The 20,474-nt window shown below is 40.3% G+C and carries 21 protein-coding genes and 3 pseudogenes; 11 read left to right on the top strand and 13 right to left on the bottom strand.

The window, feature by feature from the left end; all coding sequences use genetic code 11:
- Nucleotides 1-253: 253 nt before the first annotated feature.
- Nucleotides 254-400, bottom strand: a pseudogene (locus tag CALSC_RS27405) (RNA-guided endonuclease TnpB family protein); the annotation flags it as partial.
- Nucleotides 401-470: 70 nt separating this feature from the next.
- Here CALSC_RS27405 and CALSC_RS10025 point away from each other — a divergent pair.
- Nucleotides 471-1,280: a sirohydrochlorin chelatase gene (locus tag CALSC_RS10025; protein WP_088241208.1), complete on the top strand. Its 810-nt coding sequence runs from the start codon at nucleotides 471-473 to the stop codon at nucleotides 1,278-1,280.
- The gene (cobA, locus tag CALSC_RS10020) at nucleotides 1,240-2,040 is read left to right on the top strand and encodes a uroporphyrinogen-III C-methyltransferase (RefSeq protein ID WP_088241207.1); all 801 of its coding nucleotides are present in this window, start codon (nucleotides 1,240-1,242) and stop codon (nucleotides 2,038-2,040) included. The genes CALSC_RS10025 and cobA overlap by 41 nt, the downstream gene beginning before the upstream one ends.
- Here the strand turns inward: cobA and CALSC_RS10015 are convergent.
- Together CALSC_RS10015 and CALSC_RS10010 are read right to left on the bottom strand one after the other, a co-directional pair.
- Nucleotides 2,024-2,302, bottom strand: coding sequence for a hypothetical protein (locus tag CALSC_RS10015; protein ID WP_088241206.1), 279 nt, complete (start codon nucleotides 2,300-2,302; stop codon nucleotides 2,024-2,026). The genes cobA and CALSC_RS10015 overlap by 17 nt on opposite strands.
- A complete protein-coding gene (locus CALSC_RS10010) occupies nucleotides 2,302-2,865 on the bottom strand; it encodes an Hpt domain-containing protein (RefSeq protein WP_088241205.1) in 564 nt (187 codons plus the stop codon). Before CALSC_RS10010 ends, CALSC_RS10015 begins: the two co-directional genes overlap by 1 nt.
- Before the next feature lie 450 nt (nucleotides 2,866-3,315).
- Between CALSC_RS10010 and truB the strand changes: the two genes are divergently transcribed.
- Entirely contained in the window at nucleotides 3,316-4,212 is an 897-nt protein-coding gene (gene truB / locus CALSC_RS10005) for a tRNA pseudouridine(55) synthase TruB (protein ID WP_088241211.1), read from the top strand.
- Nucleotides 4,213-4,339: 127 nt separating this feature from the next.
- Here truB and CALSC_RS10000 read toward each other — a convergent pair whose 3' ends face one another.
- Both CALSC_RS10000 and CALSC_RS09995 read right to left on the bottom strand, forming a co-directional pair.
- Complete coding sequence (locus CALSC_RS10000) at nucleotides 4,340-4,624, bottom strand: hypothetical protein (RefSeq protein WP_088241204.1); 285 nt, start codon at nucleotides 4,622-4,624, stop codon at nucleotides 4,340-4,342.
- Between the two features lie 646 nt (nucleotides 4,625-5,270).
- Nucleotides 5,271-6,062 (bottom strand): IS5 family transposase, encoded by a 792-nt coding sequence (locus CALSC_RS09995; RefSeq protein WP_088241203.1) that lies wholly within the window; start codon nucleotides 6,060-6,062, stop codon nucleotides 5,271-5,273.
- 438 nt (nucleotides 6,063-6,500) lie between these two features.
- Between CALSC_RS09995 and CALSC_RS09990 the strand changes: the two genes are divergently transcribed.
- Nucleotides 6,501-7,289, top strand: coding sequence for a tryptophan-rich sensory protein (locus CALSC_RS09990; protein WP_088241202.1), 789 nt, complete (start codon nucleotides 6,501-6,503; stop codon nucleotides 7,287-7,289).
- 121 nt (nucleotides 7,290-7,410) lie between these two features.
- Here the strand turns inward: CALSC_RS09990 and CALSC_RS09985 are convergent, their stop codons facing one another.
- Nucleotides 7,411-8,151, bottom strand: coding sequence for a dienelactone hydrolase family protein (locus CALSC_RS09985; protein ID WP_088241201.1), 741 nt, complete (start codon nucleotides 8,149-8,151; stop codon nucleotides 7,411-7,413).
- A gap of 217 nt (nucleotides 8,152-8,368) precedes the next feature.
- On the opposite strand from CALSC_RS09985, the pseudogene CALSC_RS09980 reads away from it, so the two are divergent.
- A pseudogene (locus CALSC_RS09980) lies at nucleotides 8,369-8,569 on the top strand (helix-turn-helix domain-containing protein); the annotation flags it as partial.
- Between the two features lie 33 nt (nucleotides 8,570-8,602).
- Here CALSC_RS09980 and CALSC_RS09975 read toward each other — a convergent pair.
- The gene (locus tag CALSC_RS09975; protein ID WP_088241200.1) at nucleotides 8,603-9,139 is read right to left on the bottom strand and encodes an SLATT domain-containing protein; all 537 of its coding nucleotides are present in this window, start codon (nucleotides 9,137-9,139) and stop codon (nucleotides 8,603-8,605) included.
- 330 nt (nucleotides 9,140-9,469) lie between these two features.
- Here CALSC_RS09975 and recR point away from each other — a divergent pair, with 330 nt between their 5' ends.
- The gene (gene recR, locus CALSC_RS09970; RefSeq protein WP_088241199.1) at nucleotides 9,470-10,036 is read left to right on the top strand and encodes a recombination mediator RecR; all 567 of its coding nucleotides are present in this window, start codon (nucleotides 9,470-9,472) and stop codon (nucleotides 10,034-10,036) included.
- A 103-nt stretch (nucleotides 10,037-10,139) separates the two neighbouring features.
- Here the strand turns inward: recR and CALSC_RS09965 are convergent, their stop codons facing one another.
- From CALSC_RS09965 to CALSC_RS09955, 3 genes are all read right to left on the bottom strand, one after another.
- Nucleotides 10,140-10,745: a J domain-containing protein gene (locus tag CALSC_RS09965; RefSeq protein ID WP_088241198.1), complete on the bottom strand. Its 606-nt coding sequence runs from the start codon at nucleotides 10,743-10,745 to the stop codon at nucleotides 10,140-10,142.
- 285 nt (nucleotides 10,746-11,030) lie between these two features.
- The gene (locus CALSC_RS09960; RefSeq protein WP_088241197.1) at nucleotides 11,031-11,624 is read right to left on the bottom strand and encodes an ATP-dependent Clp protease proteolytic subunit; all 594 of its coding nucleotides are present in this window, start codon (nucleotides 11,622-11,624) and stop codon (nucleotides 11,031-11,033) included.
- A 137-nt stretch (nucleotides 11,625-11,761) separates the two neighbouring features.
- On the bottom strand, nucleotides 11,762-12,424 hold the full coding sequence (locus CALSC_RS09955) for an ATP-dependent Clp protease proteolytic subunit (protein ID WP_088241196.1): 663 nt from the start codon (nucleotides 12,422-12,424) through the stop codon (nucleotides 11,762-11,764).
- 312 nt (nucleotides 12,425-12,736) lie between these two features.
- On the opposite strand from CALSC_RS09955, the gene CALSC_RS09950 reads away from it, so the two are divergent.
- The 3 genes from CALSC_RS09950 to CALSC_RS09940 all read left to right on the top strand — a co-directional run bounded on the left by CALSC_RS09950 (nucleotide 12,737) and on the right by CALSC_RS09940 (nucleotide 15,911).
- A complete protein-coding gene (locus CALSC_RS09950; RefSeq protein WP_088241195.1) occupies nucleotides 12,737-13,984 on the top strand; it encodes a vWA domain-containing protein in 1,248 nt (415 codons plus the stop codon).
- 161 nt (nucleotides 13,985-14,145) lie between these two features.
- A complete protein-coding gene (locus CALSC_RS09945; protein ID WP_088241194.1) occupies nucleotides 14,146-14,979 on the top strand; it encodes an Rpn family recombination-promoting nuclease/putative transposase in 834 nt (277 codons plus the stop codon).
- Nucleotides 14,980-15,041: 62 nt separating this feature from the next.
- Complete coding sequence (locus tag CALSC_RS09940) at nucleotides 15,042-15,911, top strand: Rpn family recombination-promoting nuclease/putative transposase (RefSeq protein WP_088241193.1); 870 nt, start codon at nucleotides 15,042-15,044, stop codon at nucleotides 15,909-15,911.
- A 93-nt stretch (nucleotides 15,912-16,004) separates the two neighbouring features.
- Here the strand turns inward: CALSC_RS09940 and CALSC_RS09935 are convergent, their stop codons facing one another.
- The 3 genes and pseudogenes from CALSC_RS09935 to CALSC_RS09925 form a co-directional block, all read right to left on the bottom strand.
- Nucleotides 16,005-17,315, bottom strand: a complete 1,311-nt coding sequence (locus tag CALSC_RS09935; RefSeq protein ID WP_088241192.1) for an aminopeptidase P N-terminal domain-containing protein — start codon at nucleotides 17,313-17,315, stop codon at nucleotides 16,005-16,007.
- 176 nt (nucleotides 17,316-17,491) lie between these two features.
- Nucleotides 17,492-17,623: pseudogene (locus CALSC_RS09930) on the bottom strand (Uma2 family endonuclease); the annotation flags it as partial.
- Between the two features lie 95 nt (nucleotides 17,624-17,718).
- Complete coding sequence (locus CALSC_RS09925) at nucleotides 17,719-18,645, bottom strand: nucleoside hydrolase (protein ID WP_088241191.1); 927 nt, start codon at nucleotides 18,643-18,645, stop codon at nucleotides 17,719-17,721.
- Between the two features lie 98 nt (nucleotides 18,646-18,743).
- Here CALSC_RS09925 and CALSC_RS26400 point away from each other — a divergent pair, with 98 nt between their 5' ends.
- Nucleotides 18,744-18,914, top strand: a complete 171-nt coding sequence (locus CALSC_RS26400) for a hypothetical protein (RefSeq protein ID WP_159460596.1) — start codon at nucleotides 18,744-18,746, stop codon at nucleotides 18,912-18,914.
- A 217-nt stretch (nucleotides 18,915-19,131) separates the two neighbouring features.
- Complete coding sequence (gene ahcY / locus CALSC_RS09920; protein WP_088241190.1) at nucleotides 19,132-20,409, top strand: adenosylhomocysteinase; 1,278 nt, start codon at nucleotides 19,132-19,134, stop codon at nucleotides 20,407-20,409.
- Nucleotides 20,410-20,474 lie beyond the last annotated feature (65 nt).

Genomic DNA, 20,474 nt, shown 5'->3' with positions numbered 1-20,474 from the left:
AAACTCTAAGTTGAATTAAAGCCTTAATTTAAAAGGAAAAAGGCGATTCCTAAGTAAGCGGTTATTTAGAAGTAATATTTGAAACTTTAATAAAAAGCCTCCAGAAGCGCCTATTTAAGACGTAGGGAGGTCTAAATCATAAAAATGGCTAAAACCTTGTAAGAGCCAAAAATGCCTGAATTGACGGCATATCCTAGATCATAAGCTTTGTAAGGCTTAATTAAATTTTCGGTTCAAAAATGAGCGAACGGACAGTCTTATATTCAACAGAACTATGAGTCTGTTCCTTCTTAAAACGGGGATAACCTTTCTTCCCTGGGTTATTTTTCTTGTAATTCTCAAAGAACCTAGCAATTGCACTCCATCTAGCCATAGAGTTCAATTTCCCAACCCAAGGAAAGTTGTTGAAGCATAAAACCTATGAACAGTAAACTTATTACTTATTACTTGCTCGTAGAGCTATAACTGAAATGTCAACTGCTTATTTGCTAGTATCCCACGGTAGCCGCGATCCACGCCCAGAAATTGCTATGCAAACATTAGTTGGCTTGGTAAAGAAAAGGGTACAAAGTAAATTGCTTGACAAAAGTCTCCAGTTAGTAGTGGCGGGTGTAACTCCGGCAACAATATCTTATGATGTATGTATAGGTACGGCTTGTTTGGAATTTTCTTCTCAGCCTTTAAATGAACAAATTAGAATATTTGCCAAACAGGCTATCCTTCAAGGATGTAACCATCTGACCATATTACCTTTATTTTTATTGCCAGGGATACATGTCATGGAAGATATCCCCACAGAAGTTAGTCAAGCGCAACAAGCTTTAGGTGGGGAAATCAAACTGGATTTGCAGCCATATTTGGGTTCAGAACCCGCTATGAAGTGGTTAGTAGCTAAACAGATGGTTATTAACAAGGTGGATGTATGGGTTTTATTGTCTCATGGTAGCCGTCGTCCTGGGTCTTTACAGCAAATTGAAGCGATCGCTAATGATTTGGGTGCGGTGAGTGCTTATTGGGCTGTAGCTCCTAGTTTGGGGGAGCGTATCCCAGAATTAGTCAGTAGAGGGTACAAGAAAATTGGTATTTTACCATACTTCTTTTTTCCCGGTGGCATCACAGATGCGATCGCCCAGTCCATAGAAGGGTTAAAATTACAGTTTCCGGAAGTAAATTTGCAGTTAGCTCAACCTTTGGCAGCTACCACAGATTTAGCCGATCTAATTGGGGATGTAATCGTCAATGAAACCCACACAACAAAAGAGGGACAAGTTTTTGGGTAAGGTGTATTTAATTGGTGCGGGACCTGGAGATCCGGGGTTAATGACTCTTAAGGGGAAGGGATTATTAGCATGTGCGGATGTGGTAATTTATGATGCTTTGGTAAGTCCGCCAATTCTAGCAATGATTAATCCCCAAGCAGAAAAGATTAATGCAGGTAAGCGCCGGGGAAGACATTCTCTGATGCAGTCAGAAACCACCCAATTAATGATGGATAAGGCTCAAACCCATGCTATTGTGGTGCGACTGAAGGGAGGCGATCCATTTATTTTTGGTCGCGGTGGGGAAGAAATGGAAGAATTAATTACAGCTGGTATATCAGTGGAGGTTGTGCCGGGAATTACTGCTGGTATTGCTGCGCCTGCATATGCAGGTATACCTCTAACCCATCGTTCCTACAGCTCATCAGTAACTTTTGTCACTGGGCATGAATGCGCGGGTAAATATCGTCCAGATGTAAATTGGCAAGCAATTGCTCACGCTTCGGAAACTATTGTGATTTACATGGGAATTCACAATTTGCCTTATATTGTAGAGCAATTAACCAGCTCTGGTTTGAGTTTAGATACTCCCATTGCCATGATACGTTGGGGAACGCGATCGCAGCAGGAAGAACTGATTGGTCGCTTGGAGACAATTGTTGCACAGGTGGAGAGTACGGGATTTGAAGCACCTGCGATCGTTGTTATTGGTAAGGTGGTGAATATACAACCGATTCTCGGTGCTTGGTTGAAGCAAGGGGGTATTAATGGGGTATATTAATTTCTTCTAAGTAGTTATGGCAAAAATCTGAACTTTCTGTATCTAAATATTGGTGCATTACTGATGGCAATTCTGTCATGTTTTGGGCAAGTATTAATGATTGCGATCGCCGCCATACTTGTAATGATAAATGAGTTATATGTATAATTGATTGCTCAGATTTGGCGCTTACTAATAGTTGTTTAATAGATTGACAAATTTGAGTAAAAGCTGGCAATTCTAGCATCTCTCCCAATCCAGAAAATTCATTCGCTGTAGTCATTACCAGTTGTCCCAGCAGGGAGCAGTCTTTATTTTTAATGAATTTTCTAGGGATTGCAAACTTTTTTCTACTTCTGTTTTAAAAAGTAAATGTATAATATTTTCAGTTGTTGTAATAGTAAGTTTACTAGTAATATTTTCTGTATCTGTCTGAGCCAAACGTTTGTATAATTCTTCAAATAGAGGATAGCAGAATGTTGCTAACCAATGTTCATCTATCAGAGATTTTGTAGCAATTAATTCTAGAATATGACGCAACCAATCAATAGCTGAAAGTAATAAATTATGCAGGTCAAGGTCAATTTTTTGCTGATTTTTGCGACATTGTAATATCTGAAAAGCATTCTCTAAATGGTGAGATAAATCACTTAACATCCCAAATCCTAGCATTCCAGCATTAGCTTTAAGAGAATACAAAATTCGCAATGCTGCATTAATTTTGACTGGAATATTTTCAGGCTCAGCATTAATTTTTGACAATATGCTTTCCAGATTATTTAGATACTCAGTAGCTGTTTCTAAAAAATTTATCCGGATTTCTAGTTCTATTTCTGGGAGCATCATACTGACTTTTTTATGTTACGCAACGCGATTCCAATGACATAATGAAAATCTGGTGATTCATATGTCCTAATATCTATGTGTAGATGCAATTTATCAATTGGTTCGACATAATTTAGAAAATATTTAGGATTGCTATGCAAAAATGAAGGAGACAAGAGGACTAACACAGTTCCCCCTCTTATAGCAATACGCAATAAAGTGGGTACTCCCGAGTTATTACTCCCGGTTCGCCCATTTGAAATCGAGTTCAGAAAAATGCAGAACGAAATAATAAGGGTTTTAGCGTTTGATTTAGATTGTGAGCGCAAGGGAGCGTATTAATTTTGCCTCCAAATCCCTATTCTCACGTTATTTATCAATTTCTCTAACTTCAAAAAAAATGGGCGAACCGTGGGTTATTACTTATTACTTGCGCGTAGCGCCATACCACATTTTCCACACCATCCACCCATGCAAGGCTTTTTAAATCTCGACAAACCATTTGGTTGGACTTCCCATGACTGCGTCGCCAAAACCCGAAAACTTTTACGAATCAAGCGAGTGGGACACGCTGGGACTTTAGATCCAGCAGCAACTGGAGTCTTACCCATTGCTGTAGGAAGAGCAACGCGCCTATTACAGTATCTTCCAGGGGATAAAGCCTACAAAGCCACAATCCGCTTGGGAATTAGTACGGCTACTGATGATTTACAAGGAGAAGTGATTTTTCAACAGCCAGTTACGGGATTAAATTTAACGATGGTGGAAACTGCCTTGGCTCAGTTTACAGGCAAAATAGAGCAAATACCACCCCGTTATAGCGCCATTCAAGTCCAGGGTAAACGCTTGTACGAACTAGCGCGTCAGGGTAAGACAGTAGAAGTTCCCACCAGGGTAGTAGAAATTTTTAATATAGAAATTTTGGATTGGCGAACGGGAGATTTTCCGGAATTGGATATTGCGATCGCTTGTGGTGCAGGTACATATATTCGAGCGATCGCTCGTGATTTAGGTATAAAGCTAAAAACTGGTGGTACTCTTGCAGCTTTACAACGCACTATTAGTAGTGGTTTTTACTTAGAGAATAGTATTAATTTGCAAGATCTAGAGGGACAACTCAAAACAGGAAATTTCCAAATTATTCCTGCGGATATTCCTCTAAAACATCTATCTATTGTTACTTTAGCAACAATTCCTGCCCGTAAGTGGTGTCAAGGACAGCGTGTTCCCATAGATGATGATGGGGATGTTCGTGATCAAATGTTGCGAGTGTATGGAGAAGATGGGTGTTTTCTAGGGTTGGGAAAACCAGCAATGTCAGAAAATAGTAAGTTGTTAGTTCCAGTAATGGTGTTAGCTGATATATAGACGCGCCAAATCCAGCTCACGCAGGTGTCTACCCTGCGGGAAGCCGCTCCGCGTCTAATGTTTGGATAGCCCTACTCTTCTGGGGTGAGAGCGATTAAGCGCAGTCTCATACAGAATTGGTATAAGATTAAAAATCATGACTGTGTTCACCATCCCAACACTGGTCATTTCTCCAAGTTCTGCCAAACTCTTCACATTGACTTTTACTTTCTACCCAAGGAAGTGATGTGGGATAAGAAGCATCATTTCTGATATAAACGAAAGATGATATTAAAAAGATAGTAGCAGAGCCAGAAATGAGGAATAGCCCAGCAAATCCTGTTATGTAAAGTGTTTTTCTAATATTACTCAGTTTGTGCTGTTTCGATAAATTTGTATTTGTTCTCTTCTTATTTGGGGCTGCAAATGACATAAAATTTACTGTTTAAATAGTAATTACTAAAAATGATTAATAAAAAATAGACTTCAACATATAGGGATATTATTCTCTTTTCGCATAAAAATATATATCATAGTGTGTTAGAACACAGTTCATAATGCAAAATTATCAAGGAATTGAGATATTACAGACAGCCTAGTTACCCTAGTTAGCTTTTCAGAAGTCAACCCAGATTCCTATATAATTCCCAATTATCTTGATAAGGATATGAAGAGCAAAAATCTTTTTTGCTGAGAGGCAAGAAAATGGAGATTATTTTCAGCAATGTCAAACAGCATATCATCGGCTCTATATTGCACTAGATTTATAAATCAATACTATCTAGTATTTAAGGGAAATAAAAACCGTTTTATTACTGATATAAAAAATATGATTTATTTGTTGCTTGTATATCTTTTTGAGATAGAACCAAGTATAAATATTGAGACTTATGATGGCGACAAAACTTTATATTCACAAAAAAAATATTTTTGCAAATATATCTATACGTAAACAATATAAAGTTGATAATAATTAGTATTCTCTAATTTCAGAGCTTATTGATGTGAAGCTAGAAACATTATTACCGTGAGATTTGTGTTGTTAAGAGGATGTTTTAAAAGTCTTAGAGAGCTTAATATTATGCAAGCCGTCGTACCATAATACGTATCATGGCGATGTATATAAAAGTCTCAGAAGTTTCAGGTAGTTTTTCGTAATCTTTGCTTAAGCGTTGGCACCAATTGAGCCAAACGAAAGTTCTTTCCACAACCCATCGCTTCGGTAAAAGAACAAAACCCTTCTTCTCTAATGGTCTGAGTACTATTTCAACAATCCATCGAAACATATCCATCACCCATTGCATGAAGTCTTCCCCCCGATATTCTCCATCCATCCAAATTGTATGTAAACGATTAATGCTCTCGCCACCCATACGATGAACTCGTTTAAGAACTTTTTTGGCTCCAGCACGCTCCGGAACTGAAGCGGATGTAACTAAAACCCGTAAAACCAGTCCAAGTAAATCCACACTTAGATGTCGTTTACGCCCATGTATTTGTTTTCCTGCATCGTAACCAACTTCTTGAGATATCATGGTTGCTGTTTCTACAGATTGACTATCAACTGCGGCTTCTGATGGACTCGGTTCATGCTCAGCAGCTACCCTAACCCATTGGTAAAGTTTGTCATGTATCTTCAGCCAAGTGCCGTCTTTGTACCATCGCCAGAAATATCCGTAAACTGTTGACCAAGCTGGGAAATCTCCAGGTAATGCCCGCCATGTACACCCTTGACAAAGTACATAAAGAATCGCATTCATCACAGCATAAATTGATACTTCTCTTGGGCGACCACCTGGTTTTGATTCTGGAAACAGGTCTACAATCAATTCCCACTGTTCCCATGTTAAGTTGCTAGGATATATATTCATTGTTCGCAAGCTGCTGATGTCTTCAATTTCAGCTTAAACTTGTGAGCTTTCTTACCATAGCCCCCCACTTTTAAAACATCCTCTTAGATTGGGAGCAAATAAATGATAAAATTGCTTTTAAATCTGGATTTGGGTGAATTAAAATCTGCTGACAACCGTACAAAAAAATCACCTCCTTAATATTATTTATTATCCCATAATGTAGGATAATAAATAATATTAAGATTATGCGGATACTGTGGGATTTATCCCACAGTATCGGGTTTCATCCCCTATCTAAAGAACGAAACGTGCAACTGTGTTGCTATTTTTCAAGGGCTTTCACCCTCTCGTTACACTTCTGGTAAAACAATTCATGTATCCTTGATTAACAGGTGATCAATATCCAACTACCCACTTCTATACTGCTGATAAATCACTAATCACTGAATAGATGCTATGGAACAATCAAAGTCTAGTAATTACCGGGATTTATGGCGGCAAATTGTTACATTTGTAGCAATTGCTACAGCTTTTATAGTAAATGTAATATCCAATATTTTTCCTGCGGGAGGAATCAATATCGGAAAAATATCCAATACCTTATTTAAAAATGTTCTGATTATTCCTGCTAATTATGCCTTTGCAATTTGGGGTTTGATTTACTTAGGATTGTTCGCTTTTGGTATCTATCAATTGCTACCTAGCCAGAGACAGGATGAGGATTTACGTAAGGTTGGGTATTTGCTCACAATTGCATCTTTAGCTCAATGTATCTGGGTATATCTATTTTTGTACAGGTTGTTTGCAGTTTCTGTGGTAGCAATGCTCTTAATTTTGTTACCTTTGATAGCTATCTATCTGCGCTTGAGAGTTGATAAAAAGACTGTATCCCGAGGTAAAAAATGGTGTATTCACCGACCTATTAGTATTTACTTAGGCTGGATTAGTGTGGCAACTATTGTTAATGTAGCTTGCACCCTATCTTTTCAGGGATGGAATGGATGGGGTATTTCCACGGAAATATGGACTATTATTATGTTATCAATCGCCACTGCGATCGCGGGATTGATTGCAATCCAAAATAAAGATATAGTTTATCCTGGGGTAACAGTTTGGGCTTTAGTAGCGATCGCCCTTAAGCATGTAAATATTCCCACGCTGAGGATAACAGCAATATTATGTATTCTGGTTCTGATAGGAATTATATTGATTCAAAATCTACCCTTCTCTAGGAAAAATGCGTGATCATTAATTCCTTAATAGTACAAGACCATAGTATTATTGATAAGCAATTGCGGTAAGCGATGCACTTATGTAGACTCAATCTAAAATCGTTCGACTGAGCGCTCACGACGAAGTCTAAAATCTAAAAGCTAAAATTATTTGACAAGAAGGTAATAATTTCAGACCATGCAGAGGTAGATTTTTCCGGATCATAGCGGTAACCATCATCCCGCATAAATGTATGTTCTGCTGCATATAAAACAACTTTGTGGTTTATATTGGCATTCTCCAAGGATGTAATTAAAGTATTGCGATCTGTTTCGGGAATATGAGGATCTAAAGTACCTAAAATAAGTAGTATTTCTCCCTTGATTTTATCCACCCGTTCAATGGTATCGGCTATACCTAAACCCAATTTACCACTGGGAATACCTGTAGGATAGCAGCAAACAGCTGCTTTAATTTCACTGTTAAAAGCAGCACGAAAAGACAAATGTCCCCCAATACAAAAGCCAAGGGTACCAATTTTTTGCGGATTAACTGCACCCTCTGCTTGGAGAAAATTAATTACAGCCCGACAATCAGCATCATAAGCGGGAATGGAAGTTCTGCGGGCATCATCATTACCCCGCATCCTTCCAATATCATTCGGTTCAATCACCGAACCCACGGGTTCCAAGCGGTGAAAAATTTCCGGTGCTGCTACCACATAGCCAAATCCAGCTAGGTAGTTAACCAAACGAATCATGGGAGCGCCCAGCTGATAAATATCACTGTAAAACAAAATCCCTGGATATTGACCTGGCGGTTTTGGTCCTGCTACATACACCCGCATTAAACTGTCATCCACCCTCAATTCCACATTGCGTTGTGTAATTTGCACTTATTTTTCTCCGTCTTGGGAAGCTTGGTTCATAGTTGAGTAAATGCACCCCAGACACTCCATTGCACTGTATTAATTTACCTTGAGTAGATATAAAAAATAGTGTTTTTAAATACAATGGTAGTTTTTTCTTGTTTGTATGTCAAAAAATTTTGGATTTTGCGGAAAGTTGAGTCAATCCGGTCTTGGGATCTCACGCCACTCTACACAAGTCGGGTACCCAATGGATAAATCTACTCCCTGTGAAATTCTCCAACACATTATGGAAGCTAGCAGGACTCGCCAATCCGACTTGGTAGGTATCATTCTTTCAAGTGGAGTGGTATCTGAAGTGGTAAATGGTAAACGCTCCACTAGCAAGACACAAGCAAAAGCACTTGGCGAGCATTTTAAGGTATCACATAGCTTATTTATTTAAGTAATGTCCATGTAAATATTTAAGCTTGTACCATTAGTGGCGTAATGCTTTTCTATTTTCCTTCCTTTTTTGTTCATGGCGTTGTGCTTTTTTAAAATCTCTATCTCCTGTAGGGAAAACTTCTGCATCATTATTGGTAGTACTATACTGCTTATTGAGCAATTCAACTTCTTTTGCTAGACCCTCTATATCAATTAACCGATCAGCAAATAATGCTAAAAGTCGCTCACACTCACGTTGAATTTCAAGGTACTGATTGGCAATTCTTCGATGCCCTTCAAAAACTTTTTGAAAATTAAAGAAAGTTTGTATACCACCACAAGCAGCAGCAATCATTGCCATGAATCCACTTATCCATTTTGCAATATCTGGCAAGTTCTCTGAAATAGTTACAAATAGCACAGAGCCCAAAGTTATATTGATCACTATTGCAACAGAGCCGAATACATTATTGGAGAAATGATTTCTCTCAGCAGCAGAAAAGTGTTGATGTTTATTAATTCGGGCATTTCGAGCTATATCTTCGAGGAGGATAAGTGTTTGAGGGAAATTGTTTAGATCTGAATTCATGAGCTATTTTGTGTATAAATCAGCGATACTGTGAAAGCACTTGAACATTTCCTGATAAGTAGCAACTACACAATCATCTTAAGTAATGTACATAACTATGAGTATAAATTTTACTTATTAGAAGATTGTTTGGACATGGTTACAATACAAGAATTTTTGAAGAACAAGGAAGTTTCCACAAATATGATTGAGGTGTAAAAAATCCACTTCACCTTTACCTTCAACAACTTAAATCACCAATCCCAAAATTCCCCAAGAATGTCATCATAGTTAAAGTACACACCCACAGGAGACAAGACAACGGTTTACGCACGCCCCTTAGCCCGACTAATCGAACAATTCCAACGCTTACCAGGAGTAGGTCCCAAAACAGCACAGCGACTAGCTCTGCATATCCTTAAGCGTCCAGAAGCAGAAGTACAAGCTTTAGCTCAAGCCCTAGTTGATGCGAAAAAACAGGTAGGCTTGTGTCGGGAATGCTTTCATCTATCAGCAGAAGCAATTTGCGAAATTTGCCGCAATCCTAACCGCGATACTAAAACTTTGTGTGTAGTCGAAGATTCCCGTGATGTGATTGCTTTGGAAAAAACTAGGGAATACAAAGGGAAGTATCATGTATTAGGAGGGGTAATTTCTCCCATAGATGGTATAGGACCAGAACAGTTAAATATCCAAGCTTTGGTACGAAGAGTCAGTCAACAACAGCCCCAAGAAGTGATTCTCGCCATCAGTCCCAGTGTAGAGGGTGAAACTACTACCCTATATATCGGTCAGTTATTAAAGCCATTCACCAAAGTTACCCGTATTGCTTTTGGTTTACCTGTGGGTGGTGATTTAGAATATGCAGATGAGGTAACTTTAGCAAGAGCCTTGGAAGGTAGACGCGAATTAGATTAAGTGACATTATTACTTGGGGAGAGCCACCTCTAGGCTAGATAATGCAAGGGGACTCATTAAACCAAGATTCTCCAACCCTTTATTTAAGGCACAGAATGTCAATTTATGAAGAAGCAGAAATGGTTTCCATGCGCTGCAAATCTCGCTGTACCTGATTCCATAAACTTCTATTCAGAGGATCTGTCTTCAGGGCTTTTTGCAGATAAATCCGAGCTTTTAACATTTGCTTTTGGGCCATGAGCGATCGCCCCCATAACTGATATGATATAGCCAACCATTGGCGTACTTCCGCATCATTGGACAAGCGTTGTTGCAAAGCCTCAGCTAAGGATATCGCCTGAGGGAACTGTTTGGCTTGCAAAAATCGCTGTAACTGTTCGTAAGTCTTCCATTTCAGTTGATGTTCTATTTCTGAAAGATGGGGCGGTTTCTGCTTAACAGGCTTTGCTACCTCTGGTTGCTTAAATTTTATTTCCTCACCCGCAAATGGTGGCTGACTAGATTTTGCTTTTACCTCTGGGGGAGGTATAACCTGTAAGAGTAATTTATAAGCCTCTGTCAAGGCGATAAACTTGTCTTTTGCTTGTTGATCGTTTGGGTTAATATCGGGATGATATTGCTGTGCTAGTCTTCTATAAGACGCTTTTATATCTATAAATGAAGCTCCCGCCCTCAAACCTAATAAACGGTAGCAATCTCCAAAATCCATCTTTAGCTATCAGTCATTGAATATTAAACAATAACTTACTTGAGGGTAAGTAAGCAAAGCATAACACTAGTTAACGAAATTTGAATCCGTTTTACTTCGTATTATGTAGTTGACTGTCGTAAATATCTCCAGTCTGAGTTACTCATAATAAAGACTGAAATATATCTTTAAAGTTCACCCTTAACAATTTTCAGTTATCAGTTACCAATGGAGTTGCTAATTCACCAATTAATATGGAGCATACCATTTATTTATGGTTGATAACTGATAACTGTTAAATGAAAATTAATTCCGCTCCTCAATCACTTTGTCAATCAACCCATATTCTAGAGCTTCTTGAGCAGACATGAAAAAGTCACGATCCATATCTTTTTCAATCTTTTCTAAAGGTTGTCCTGTATTCTGAGCGCAAATACTATTCAGTTCTTGACGGATTCGCAAGATTTCCCTGGCTTCAATTTGAATATCTGTCGCTTGTCCACGGGTTCCCCCAGAAGGTTGGTGAATCATGATACGGGAATGGGGTAATGCCAAACGTTTACCCTTAGTTCCCCCCGCTAATAGGAACGAACCCATAGAAGCAGCTAAACCGAGACAGATAGTTACCACATCGGATTTGATGTGTTGCATGGTATCGTAAATCGCCAAACCTGATGAAACGACACCGCCAGGTGAATTAATGTATAGGAAAATGTCCTTACCTGGATCCTCAGAATCCAGATATAACATAATGGCGATGATTTCATTAGCATTTTGATCATTTACATCTTCCCCAAGAAAAATGATGCGATCGCGGGCAAGTCGAGTATAAATATTAACCCATTGTGTAAACTGTTCCCCTGGTAATCTGTAAGGAACACTAGGATAGCCTATAGGCATTCTGTTGACTCCGTTTGTAATTGGTTAGAGGTAGGAAAGTTATGAGTTATAGGTTAGGAGTCAGGAATTGTATTTTTACTTCCTCACTCTTAATTCCACCCTAAGGGACACTTCTGAGATATACTCTATAACTTAATTTAAAGAATTCCGGAAGATGCTGTGGATTTGTCGAGTTCTGCTTTACTGTTAAAAACTCGATCAATCAAACCATACTCAACAGCTTGTTCGGGTGTCATATAGAACATACGATCCATGTCTTTATGGATTTTTTCCTTGGTTTGTTCCGTACTGCGAGATAGGATATCAATCATTGCCTGTTTATTGACAAATACTTCATTTGCCATAATTTTGATATCAGTTGCTTGTCCTCTAGAGCTGCTAATTGGCTGGCGAAGAACAATAGAAGCATGGGGTAAAGCTGCGCGACAACCTTTAGTCCCTGCAGCTAATAACATTGCTGCCATACCCATCGCTTGTCCAATACAAATAGTATGGATGGGAGGCTTGATATATTTCATTGTGTCATAGATGGCAAAGGCTTCAGTTTCGAAGGCAATGGGTTGATCTCCAAAGCTGGTACCTATAGAGTTAATGTAAATTTTAATCGGTTTGTCTGGATCGTCAGATTGCAAAAAAAGTAATTCAGCAATTATGAGTTTTGTCACTTCTGGCACTAGTGGTGCTCCAAGATAGACAATTCTTTCCTTGAGTAACAAGGATGGTAAATCTGGGGGTGGTGTGCGGTAAAAGTTATCGCCTTGATAGGGGGCTTGCACAGCCTTGATGGGGGAGATATCCATAGCAACTGTTGCCTGAAATTAATGCCGTTAATTTAATACATACTAGCGCGATGCTAGCTGAGATGGAGGTGCGGTTTTCTCCCTAATTCTTGATTATGCTGGTAAAAGGGGAGTCAGAATGGAAAAAAGGTGGCAGGATTGACTAGGAGACTATGCCAATAAATAATCCGTGTCATCCGTTAATCTATATCAATCTGGAATCAAAAAATGTGAATTATTAATGCATCTGTTGGCAAAAACTTTTCCGTAGCACGGATACTGTGCTTTGAAGTTATTTATAACTATGTGGACTCTAAATAGGATACTGGGGTTATGAAGGTTAGTTTACAGCCTACTCTCAATGATAGTCATTTAGGTGCCGAGCAACTAAATAATCAACGTCAACTGGCGGTTTCTATTTCTGCGATCGCAGAACAGATGGATCGCAATGTACCATTAAATTTATGCTTGGTGCTAGACCACAGTGGTTCGATGAATGGTAAGCCTTTGGAAATTGTCAAAGAGGCGGCAATTTGTTTGGTTGATCGGCTCAAGGGAGGTGATCGTCTGAGCATAGTAGCTTTTGACCACCGTGCCAAGGTTTTAGTCCCCAATCAAGTGCTAGACAACCCAGAAAAGGTGAAACGTCAAATTAAGCGTTTGGCGGCTGATGGAGGTACTTCTATTGATGAAGGCTTACGTTTGGGGATTGAGGAACTGGCTAAGGGTAAACAAGAAACTATTTCTCAAATATTTTTATTAACTGATGGTGAAAATGAACATGGAGATAATAATCGCTGTTTAAAATTTGCAGAATTAGCTGCTAATTATAATTTGACTTTAAATACTTTGGGATTTGGTGACAATTGGAACCAAGATGTCCTAGAAAAAATTGCAGATGCGGCTGCGGGTGTATTATCTTATATTCAAAAGCCAGACCAGGCGGTGGATGCCTTTAATCGCCTGTTTAATCGTGCCCAATCTGTAGGTTTGACCAATGCTTATCTCCTGTTTCAATTGATGCCCAATGTGCGATTGGCAGAATTGAAACCCATAGCTCAAGTATCTCCTGACACCATCGAATTACCAGTACAGCCAGAACCAGATGGCAGGTTTTCTGTACGTTTGGGAGACTTGATGAAGGATGCAGAACGGGTGGTTTTGGCGAATCTGTATGTGGGTAAGTTACCAGTAGGTAAGCAAGCGGTCGCTAATTTACAAGTCCAATATGACGATCCAGCCCAAAATCTCACAGGATTATATTCTGCTAACGTGCCTGTTTATGCGGAAGTTCAAGAAACTTACCAACCCAATCCTAACTCAGAGGTACAGCAATCGATTTTGGCATTGGCGAAGTATCGTCAAACTCAACTAGCAGAAGCCAAGTTACAACAAGGCGATCGCGCAGGTGCCGCAACTATGTTACAAACAGCTGCCAAAACCGCTCTGCAAATGGGGGATAATAGTGCAGCAACCGTATTACAAACTTCCGCGACTCGTCTACAAATGGGAGAACAGCTTTCAGAGTCAGACCGCAAGAAAACCCGCATTGTCTCTAAAACTGTGTTACAAGATTCTTAAAGGAACTCAGGAGCAAGGGAAGACGTGTTTAGGTCGTTATTTTGGGTGTGTAAGTAACTGGTTCACATTAAATATAAAACCTCGCCCCACTTGAATAAGGAAAGGAACTGGGGTGAGGTTCAACCTTACATTTAATTACACCTACCTGATACAATCGGGAGATGTTTGATAACGTCTGCAAATTCCTCGCTGAAAACTTTAGTAGTGATTTTGCTAGGTGGTTGTTGGGTGAACCCATTGGATTGACAAAATTAAGCCCCACCGAGTTATTTGTCCAACCAATTCGCGCTGATGCTTTGATTTTGCTGGAGTCAGAGCAAACTATACTCCATATCGAATTTCAGACCCAGCCAGATGCAGAAATCCCCTTTCGTATGGCTGATTATCGCCTGCGGGTATATCGCCGTTATCCCCAAAAGCAGATGCATCAAGTTGTCATTTATTTAAAGCCAACTGCTTCACCATTAGTGGAGGAAAATGTATTTGTGATTCCCAGAACCCGTCATGAATTTGAGGTGATTCGACTGTGGGAGCAACCAATGGAAGCATTGTTAGAGTTGCCTGGGTTATTACCATTTGTTGTCTTGAGTCGTACAGCAGATAAACCCCAAGCTTTACGTCAAGTGGCTCAAAGAATTGAGAATCTGGCTCCTCAACCAGAACAAAGTAATGTGGCGGCTGCAACTTCAATTTTGGCAGGATTAGTATTAGACAAGGAAGTAATTAGGCAAGTGCTAAGGGAGGAGATTATGCTTGAATCTGTAATCTATCAAGATATAGTTGCTCAAGCTACTGCCAAAGGGAGAGCTGAAGGCATCCAAGAAGGGGAAACTTCCCTAGTTTTACGCCTGCTGAAACGACGAATTGGAGAATTAGATTCACAATTAGAGGTTACCATTGGCAATTTATCAGTTGCACAGTTGGAAGAGTTAGGGGAAGCTTTGTTAGATTTTTCCAGTCAAGATGATTTACTTGCTTGGTTAGCAAGTCACTAAAAGCTTATTCCCTAGGGGTATGTGTGCTGTGATTGGCTACACCGACCTGATACAATTAGGGAATGTTTGATAACGTCTGCAAATTCCTCGCTGAAAACTTTAGTAGTGATTTTGCTAGGTGGTTGTTGGGTAAACCCATTGGATTGACAAAATTAAGCCCCACCGAGTTATTTGTCCAACCAATTCGCGCTGATGCTTTGATTTTGCTGGAGTCAGAGCAAACCATACTCCATATCGAATTTCAGACCCAGCCAGATGCAGAAATCCCCTTTCGCATGGCTGATTATCGCCTGCGGGTATATCGCCGCTATCCCCAAAAGCAGATGCATCAAGTTGTCATTTATTTAAAGCCAACTGCTTCACCATTAGTGGAGGAGAATGTATTTGTGATTCCCAAAACCCGTCATGAATTTGAGGTGATTCGACTGTGGGAGCAACCAATGGAAGCATTGTTAGAGTTTCCTGGGTTATTACCATTTGTAGTCTTGAGTCGTACAGCAGATAAACCCCAAGCTTTACGTCAAGTGGCTCAAATAATTGAGAATCTGGCTCCTCAACCAGAACAAAGTAATGTGGCGGCTGCAACTTCAATTTTGGCAGGATTAGTATTAGACAAGGAAGTAATTAGGCAAGTACTAAGGGAGGAGATTATGCTTGAATCTGTAATCTATCAAGATATAGTTGCTCAAGCTACTGCCAAAGGGAAGGCTGAAGGGAGAGCTGAAGGGAAGGCTCAAGGGAGGGCTGAAGGCATCCAAGAAGGGGAAACTTCCCTGGTTTTACGCCTGCTGAAGCGACGAATTGGAGAATTAGATTCACAATTAGAGGTTACCATTGGCAATTTATCAGTTGCACAGTTGGAAGAATTAGGGGAAGCTTTGTTAGATTTTTCTACTCAAGATGATTTACTCACTTGGTTAGCAAGTCACTAAAAGCTTATTCCCTAGAACACCGATTTTGGGGTTAGGTGAAAGGGGGGAGTGTGGTTAGATGGGGAAGAGAGAGAAGGCAAAAAGAAGCTAATATTATCTTTCCACTTCGCCTATTTCTTTGGGTACACCAGCAGTTAAAACTTGATTACCATTAGGAGTTACCAAAACGTCATCTTCAATGCGAATACCAATCCCAACCCAACGGGGATCTACTGCTGGTTGGTCTTCTGCTGGCTCGGTATGAGGAACAATATAAAGTCCTGGTTCCACGGTTAAAATATGACCAGGCTGTAAAAGTTGTGGTTTGTCTTCACCATGTTGGTAAACTCCCACATCATGAACATCCAATCCCAACCAATGGCCGGTACGGTGCATATAATAGGGTTTATATTTCTCTTCTTCGATCAAATTGTCAATATCTCCTCTGAGGATGCCAAGCTCTACTAATCCTTCTGTGAGAATACGTACAGCAGTCTCATGACCTTGGTGAAAAGAATTACCAGGTTTCACCTGTGCGATCGCTTGTTTTTGGGCTGCAAGGACAATTTCATATAAAGCTTTTTGCTCCCCTGTAAATTTGCCTCCCACAGGAAATGTACGGGTAATGTCAGAGTTGTAGTAACCATAGGCACACCCAGCATCAATTAACAGCAATTCATGATCCTGCATTTGGCGATTATTTTCGATGTAATGTAGGACACAGGCATTCACCCCAGAAGCCACAATAGAAGGATATGCTGGTCCATTTCCACCCCGCAGACGGAATATTCGCTCCATTTCCGCTTGAATTTCGTACTCATAGCTGCCTGGTTGGGCAATCTTTATGGCGTGATTGTGTGCTTCTACGGCAATATCAGCCGCTTTTTGCATCAGTTGCAACTCAGCTTCACTTTTAACCAGCCTCATACTGTGGAGGATGGCTCCCGTATCCTCAATGGCAATGGGGCCCGTACCCCTTTTGGGATAAGTACGTAGTAAAATTTGGTAGTGGTTGAGGACAGTTTCATTAAAATTGCGATCGCGTCCTAAACGATAATAAATGCGATCAGCTTTTTCTAAATATTGGGGTAACTTTTCATCTAATTCTGATATTGGGTATGCTTCATCTGCACCATATATTTCCTTTGCAGCATCTACCCCACAGCGATAACCAGTCCACACTTCCTTTTCCCTATCCTTGGGTTGTACAAACAGCACAAACCGATGTTCTGGGTGATTGGGTGCTAAAACTGCTACTGCTTCTGGTTCATTAAATCCAGTCAGATAAAAGAAATCACTATCTTGACGATAAGCATATTCCACATCATTGTGCATCACAGCCATAGGAGCACTACGAAATATAGCAGTACCATTACCAATTTTCGATATAAATGCTTCCCGGCGTTGCTGATATTCTGTTTGCATATTTATCTGAATTTATAGATTTATGCAGTTATTGTAACTTCTGGCTTGAAAATGGGGACTGTGGAGAACAAGGGATAATTATGATTTAAATCCCCTCACTCTTTCATTCTTTCACTCCTTCCCTCTTTCTTTCCTCATCTAGGGAATCCCAGCTTGTTGAAAAACATATTGGTCAGGGTTAACTTGGGATGAAATCGTTTGGGTGACATTTTTGGTTTAGCTTCCCCATCTACCAATTCATAGGTAATATCCTCTTCAGGTAGAGCCAGAAATTCTTTTATGGTAAGTTGGGTTTTGAGTTGAGCCATGAGTAGTTTTATGGCTAGAGGATGACTTGACTATAATTTTAGATTAAACGATGTTTGCTGTAGATTGAGTCTGCTAAAACTACTAATTATCCTACTTAGGACAAACACTGGTGTAGTATCTCTTTCCATCGCTGTGTATCAATTGACCAAATGACCTGCATGTTTGAGGTTTGATTGAGTACATTCAGTTCATCCACCACTGTTTGACCCCTGGTTATCACGCCAGTAGTTTCCACATCTACAAAGTATTCTCCTTGACTAGTAATAATATCAGGCTCAAGAGCGATCGCCATAGCCACGGGGTCAGCTAAAGTTAAACCAGGAGCATTTTGAATTTGTAAACTAGCAGCTACGGCGGTTTTATTGCAATCCATTGCTAATCTGGCTGTAGCTGTACCAATGTTGGTAATCACTTCCATTTCTGATGGGGTTAAGGCAGCATCGTGGCGACTCAGTTCCCAACCCACCATTTCCATAGTCATCCCACTGTGAAAAACTATTTTCGCCGCTTCTGGATCTACCCAAATATTATATTCTGCTGCTGGGGTAACATTTCCCACTGTGTTTGCGGCACCACCCATAATTACACAACGCTTGACTAAACTAGCAATTTCCGGGGCACGAAGCAGAGCTGTGGCAATATTTGTTAAGGGCCCCAGGGTGACAAGGGTAATTTCGTTGGGGTGAGATTTGATTGTGTCAATGATGACATCAACTGCGTGGAGTGATCGCGGTTTGTTTTGGGGCTCTGGGTAGTGCATATTACCCATACCATCTTCACCATGAAACCAATCAGCATAAACAGTTTCTTGCAGCATAGGTTTGTTACAACCAACAAAGACGGGTGTAGAAGCATTACACACTTCCAGAGTATAAAGGGCATTTTTAGTCCCTTGCTCAACAGCTACATTCCCATTGACAATAGTAATTGCCTCCACTTCTATGTCCTGCCAGCGATGAGCCATAATTAGAGCAACGGCATCATCTGAAGCAGTATCCGTATCAATCAAGAATTTATCCATGAGAAAAAAAGTTAGGAGTTAGGGGTGAGGAAGAATTATTTTCTCATGAGAGGCTGGTTGAGCGAAAAAGAAAAGGACACAAGCCCCCAAATTTATTTATGGAAACTCCCCTGCTCCCCTTCGGGTTGCGCCACTTGCTACAACGCAGGGAAATCGCGCAACGCAGTGACTTACCTGCTCCCCTGACTCTAACTGACAGCCACCTCTTCCCCAATATCTCCACACTTCCAATTCTCACTGAACCAGGTATCTTGGCATTACCAAATTGAAGCCCTAGAATTCATGGCATTTGTTGGAGATTATAAAATTACGGCAAAGAAACCAGCCGATAAGTTGACATAACTGCTATCAACCGTCAAGCTATTTTGTGTAAGCATTAAACTGACATCCAAGTAAAAAATCTTGGCTAATTTCGTCAGTTTGACATACTCTAGTAGAGTGCGTAAACAATTACGTACATTTCTTTACTGTTTGAGGAACTATTTAATGACCGCAACTACTCCCCGATTAAAGCACGAGGTTAAAGACCTCGCTCTAGCTCCCTTGGGAAGACAGCGCATTGAATGGGCTGCACGTGAGATGCCCGTTTTAAAACAAATCCGCGATCGCTTTGCCAAAGAAAAACCTTTTGCAGGTCTTCGCATCGTAGCTTGTTCTCACGTAACAACAGAAACAGCAAACTTGGCAATTACACTGAAAGCAGGTGGTGCAGATGCCCTGCTAATTGCTAGTAACCCCCTATCCACTCAAGATGACGTAGCAGCTTGTCTCGTCACCGATCATGAAATTCCTGTCTTTGCTATCAAAGGTGAAGATGACGAAACTTACAAGCGTCACGTACAAATTGCTTTAGATCACCGTCCCAACATCATTATTGATGATGGTAGCGATGTTGTGGCTACCGTGGTTCAAGAGCGTAAAGAGCAATTATCTGAAATTATTGGTACCACAGAAGAAACCACCACAGGTATTGTCCGTTTACGAGCAATGCTGAACGATGGTGCTCTTCCCTTCCCAGCCATGAACGTTAACGATGCTGATACCAAGCATTTCTTTGATAACCGTTATGGTACTGGTCAATCGACCTTAGATGGTATTATCCGTGCTACCAACGTTCTTCTAGCAGGTAAAACAATAGTTGTTGTTGGTTATGGCTGGTGTGGTAAAGGTACAGCCATGCGTGCGGCGGGACTTGGTGCAAATGTAATTGTCACCGAAATTGACCCCATCAAAGCAATTGAAGCAGTCATGGATGGCTTCCGGGTAATGCCTATGGCGGAAGCTGCTCCCCTAGCTGATCTCTTTGTAACTGTAACTGGTAATAAGCACGTCATTCGCTCCGAGCATTTCGATGTGATGAAAGACGGTGCGATTGTTTGTAACTCCGGTCACTTTGATATTGAAATTGACCTCAAATCCTTACGGGAAAAGTCTACAGAAGTGAAGAATGTCCGTCCCTTCACTGAAGAATATCACCTACCTAGCGGTAAATCTGTGGTTGTTTTAGGTGAAGGACGTTTAATCAACTTAGCTGCTGCTGAGGGACACCCCAGTGCAGTTATGGATATGAGCTTTGCCAACCAAGCTTTGGGTTGCGAGTACTTAGTGAAGAATAAGGGTAAATTAGAACCTGGTATGTACTCTATTCCTCGGGAAGTAGATGAAGAAATTGCTAGCCTGAAATTACAGGGAATGGGTATTGAGATTGATTCCTTGACCGCAGACCAAATTGAGTATATCAACTCTTGGACTGTTGGGACTTAATCTTTACCGATAATTTACCTAAGCCGAAGTTGTAAAGCCTAAGCTATAGATAGGTTTTCTAAGGC

The organism is Calothrix rhizosoleniae SC01, assembly GCF_900185595.1.
GTDB lineage: Bacteria > Cyanobacteriota > Cyanobacteriia > Cyanobacteriales > Nostocaceae > Calothrix_A > Calothrix_A rhizosoleniae.
Note: the sequence above shows the minus strand (reverse complement) of the source record. Positions and strands in the feature narration are given on the sequence as shown.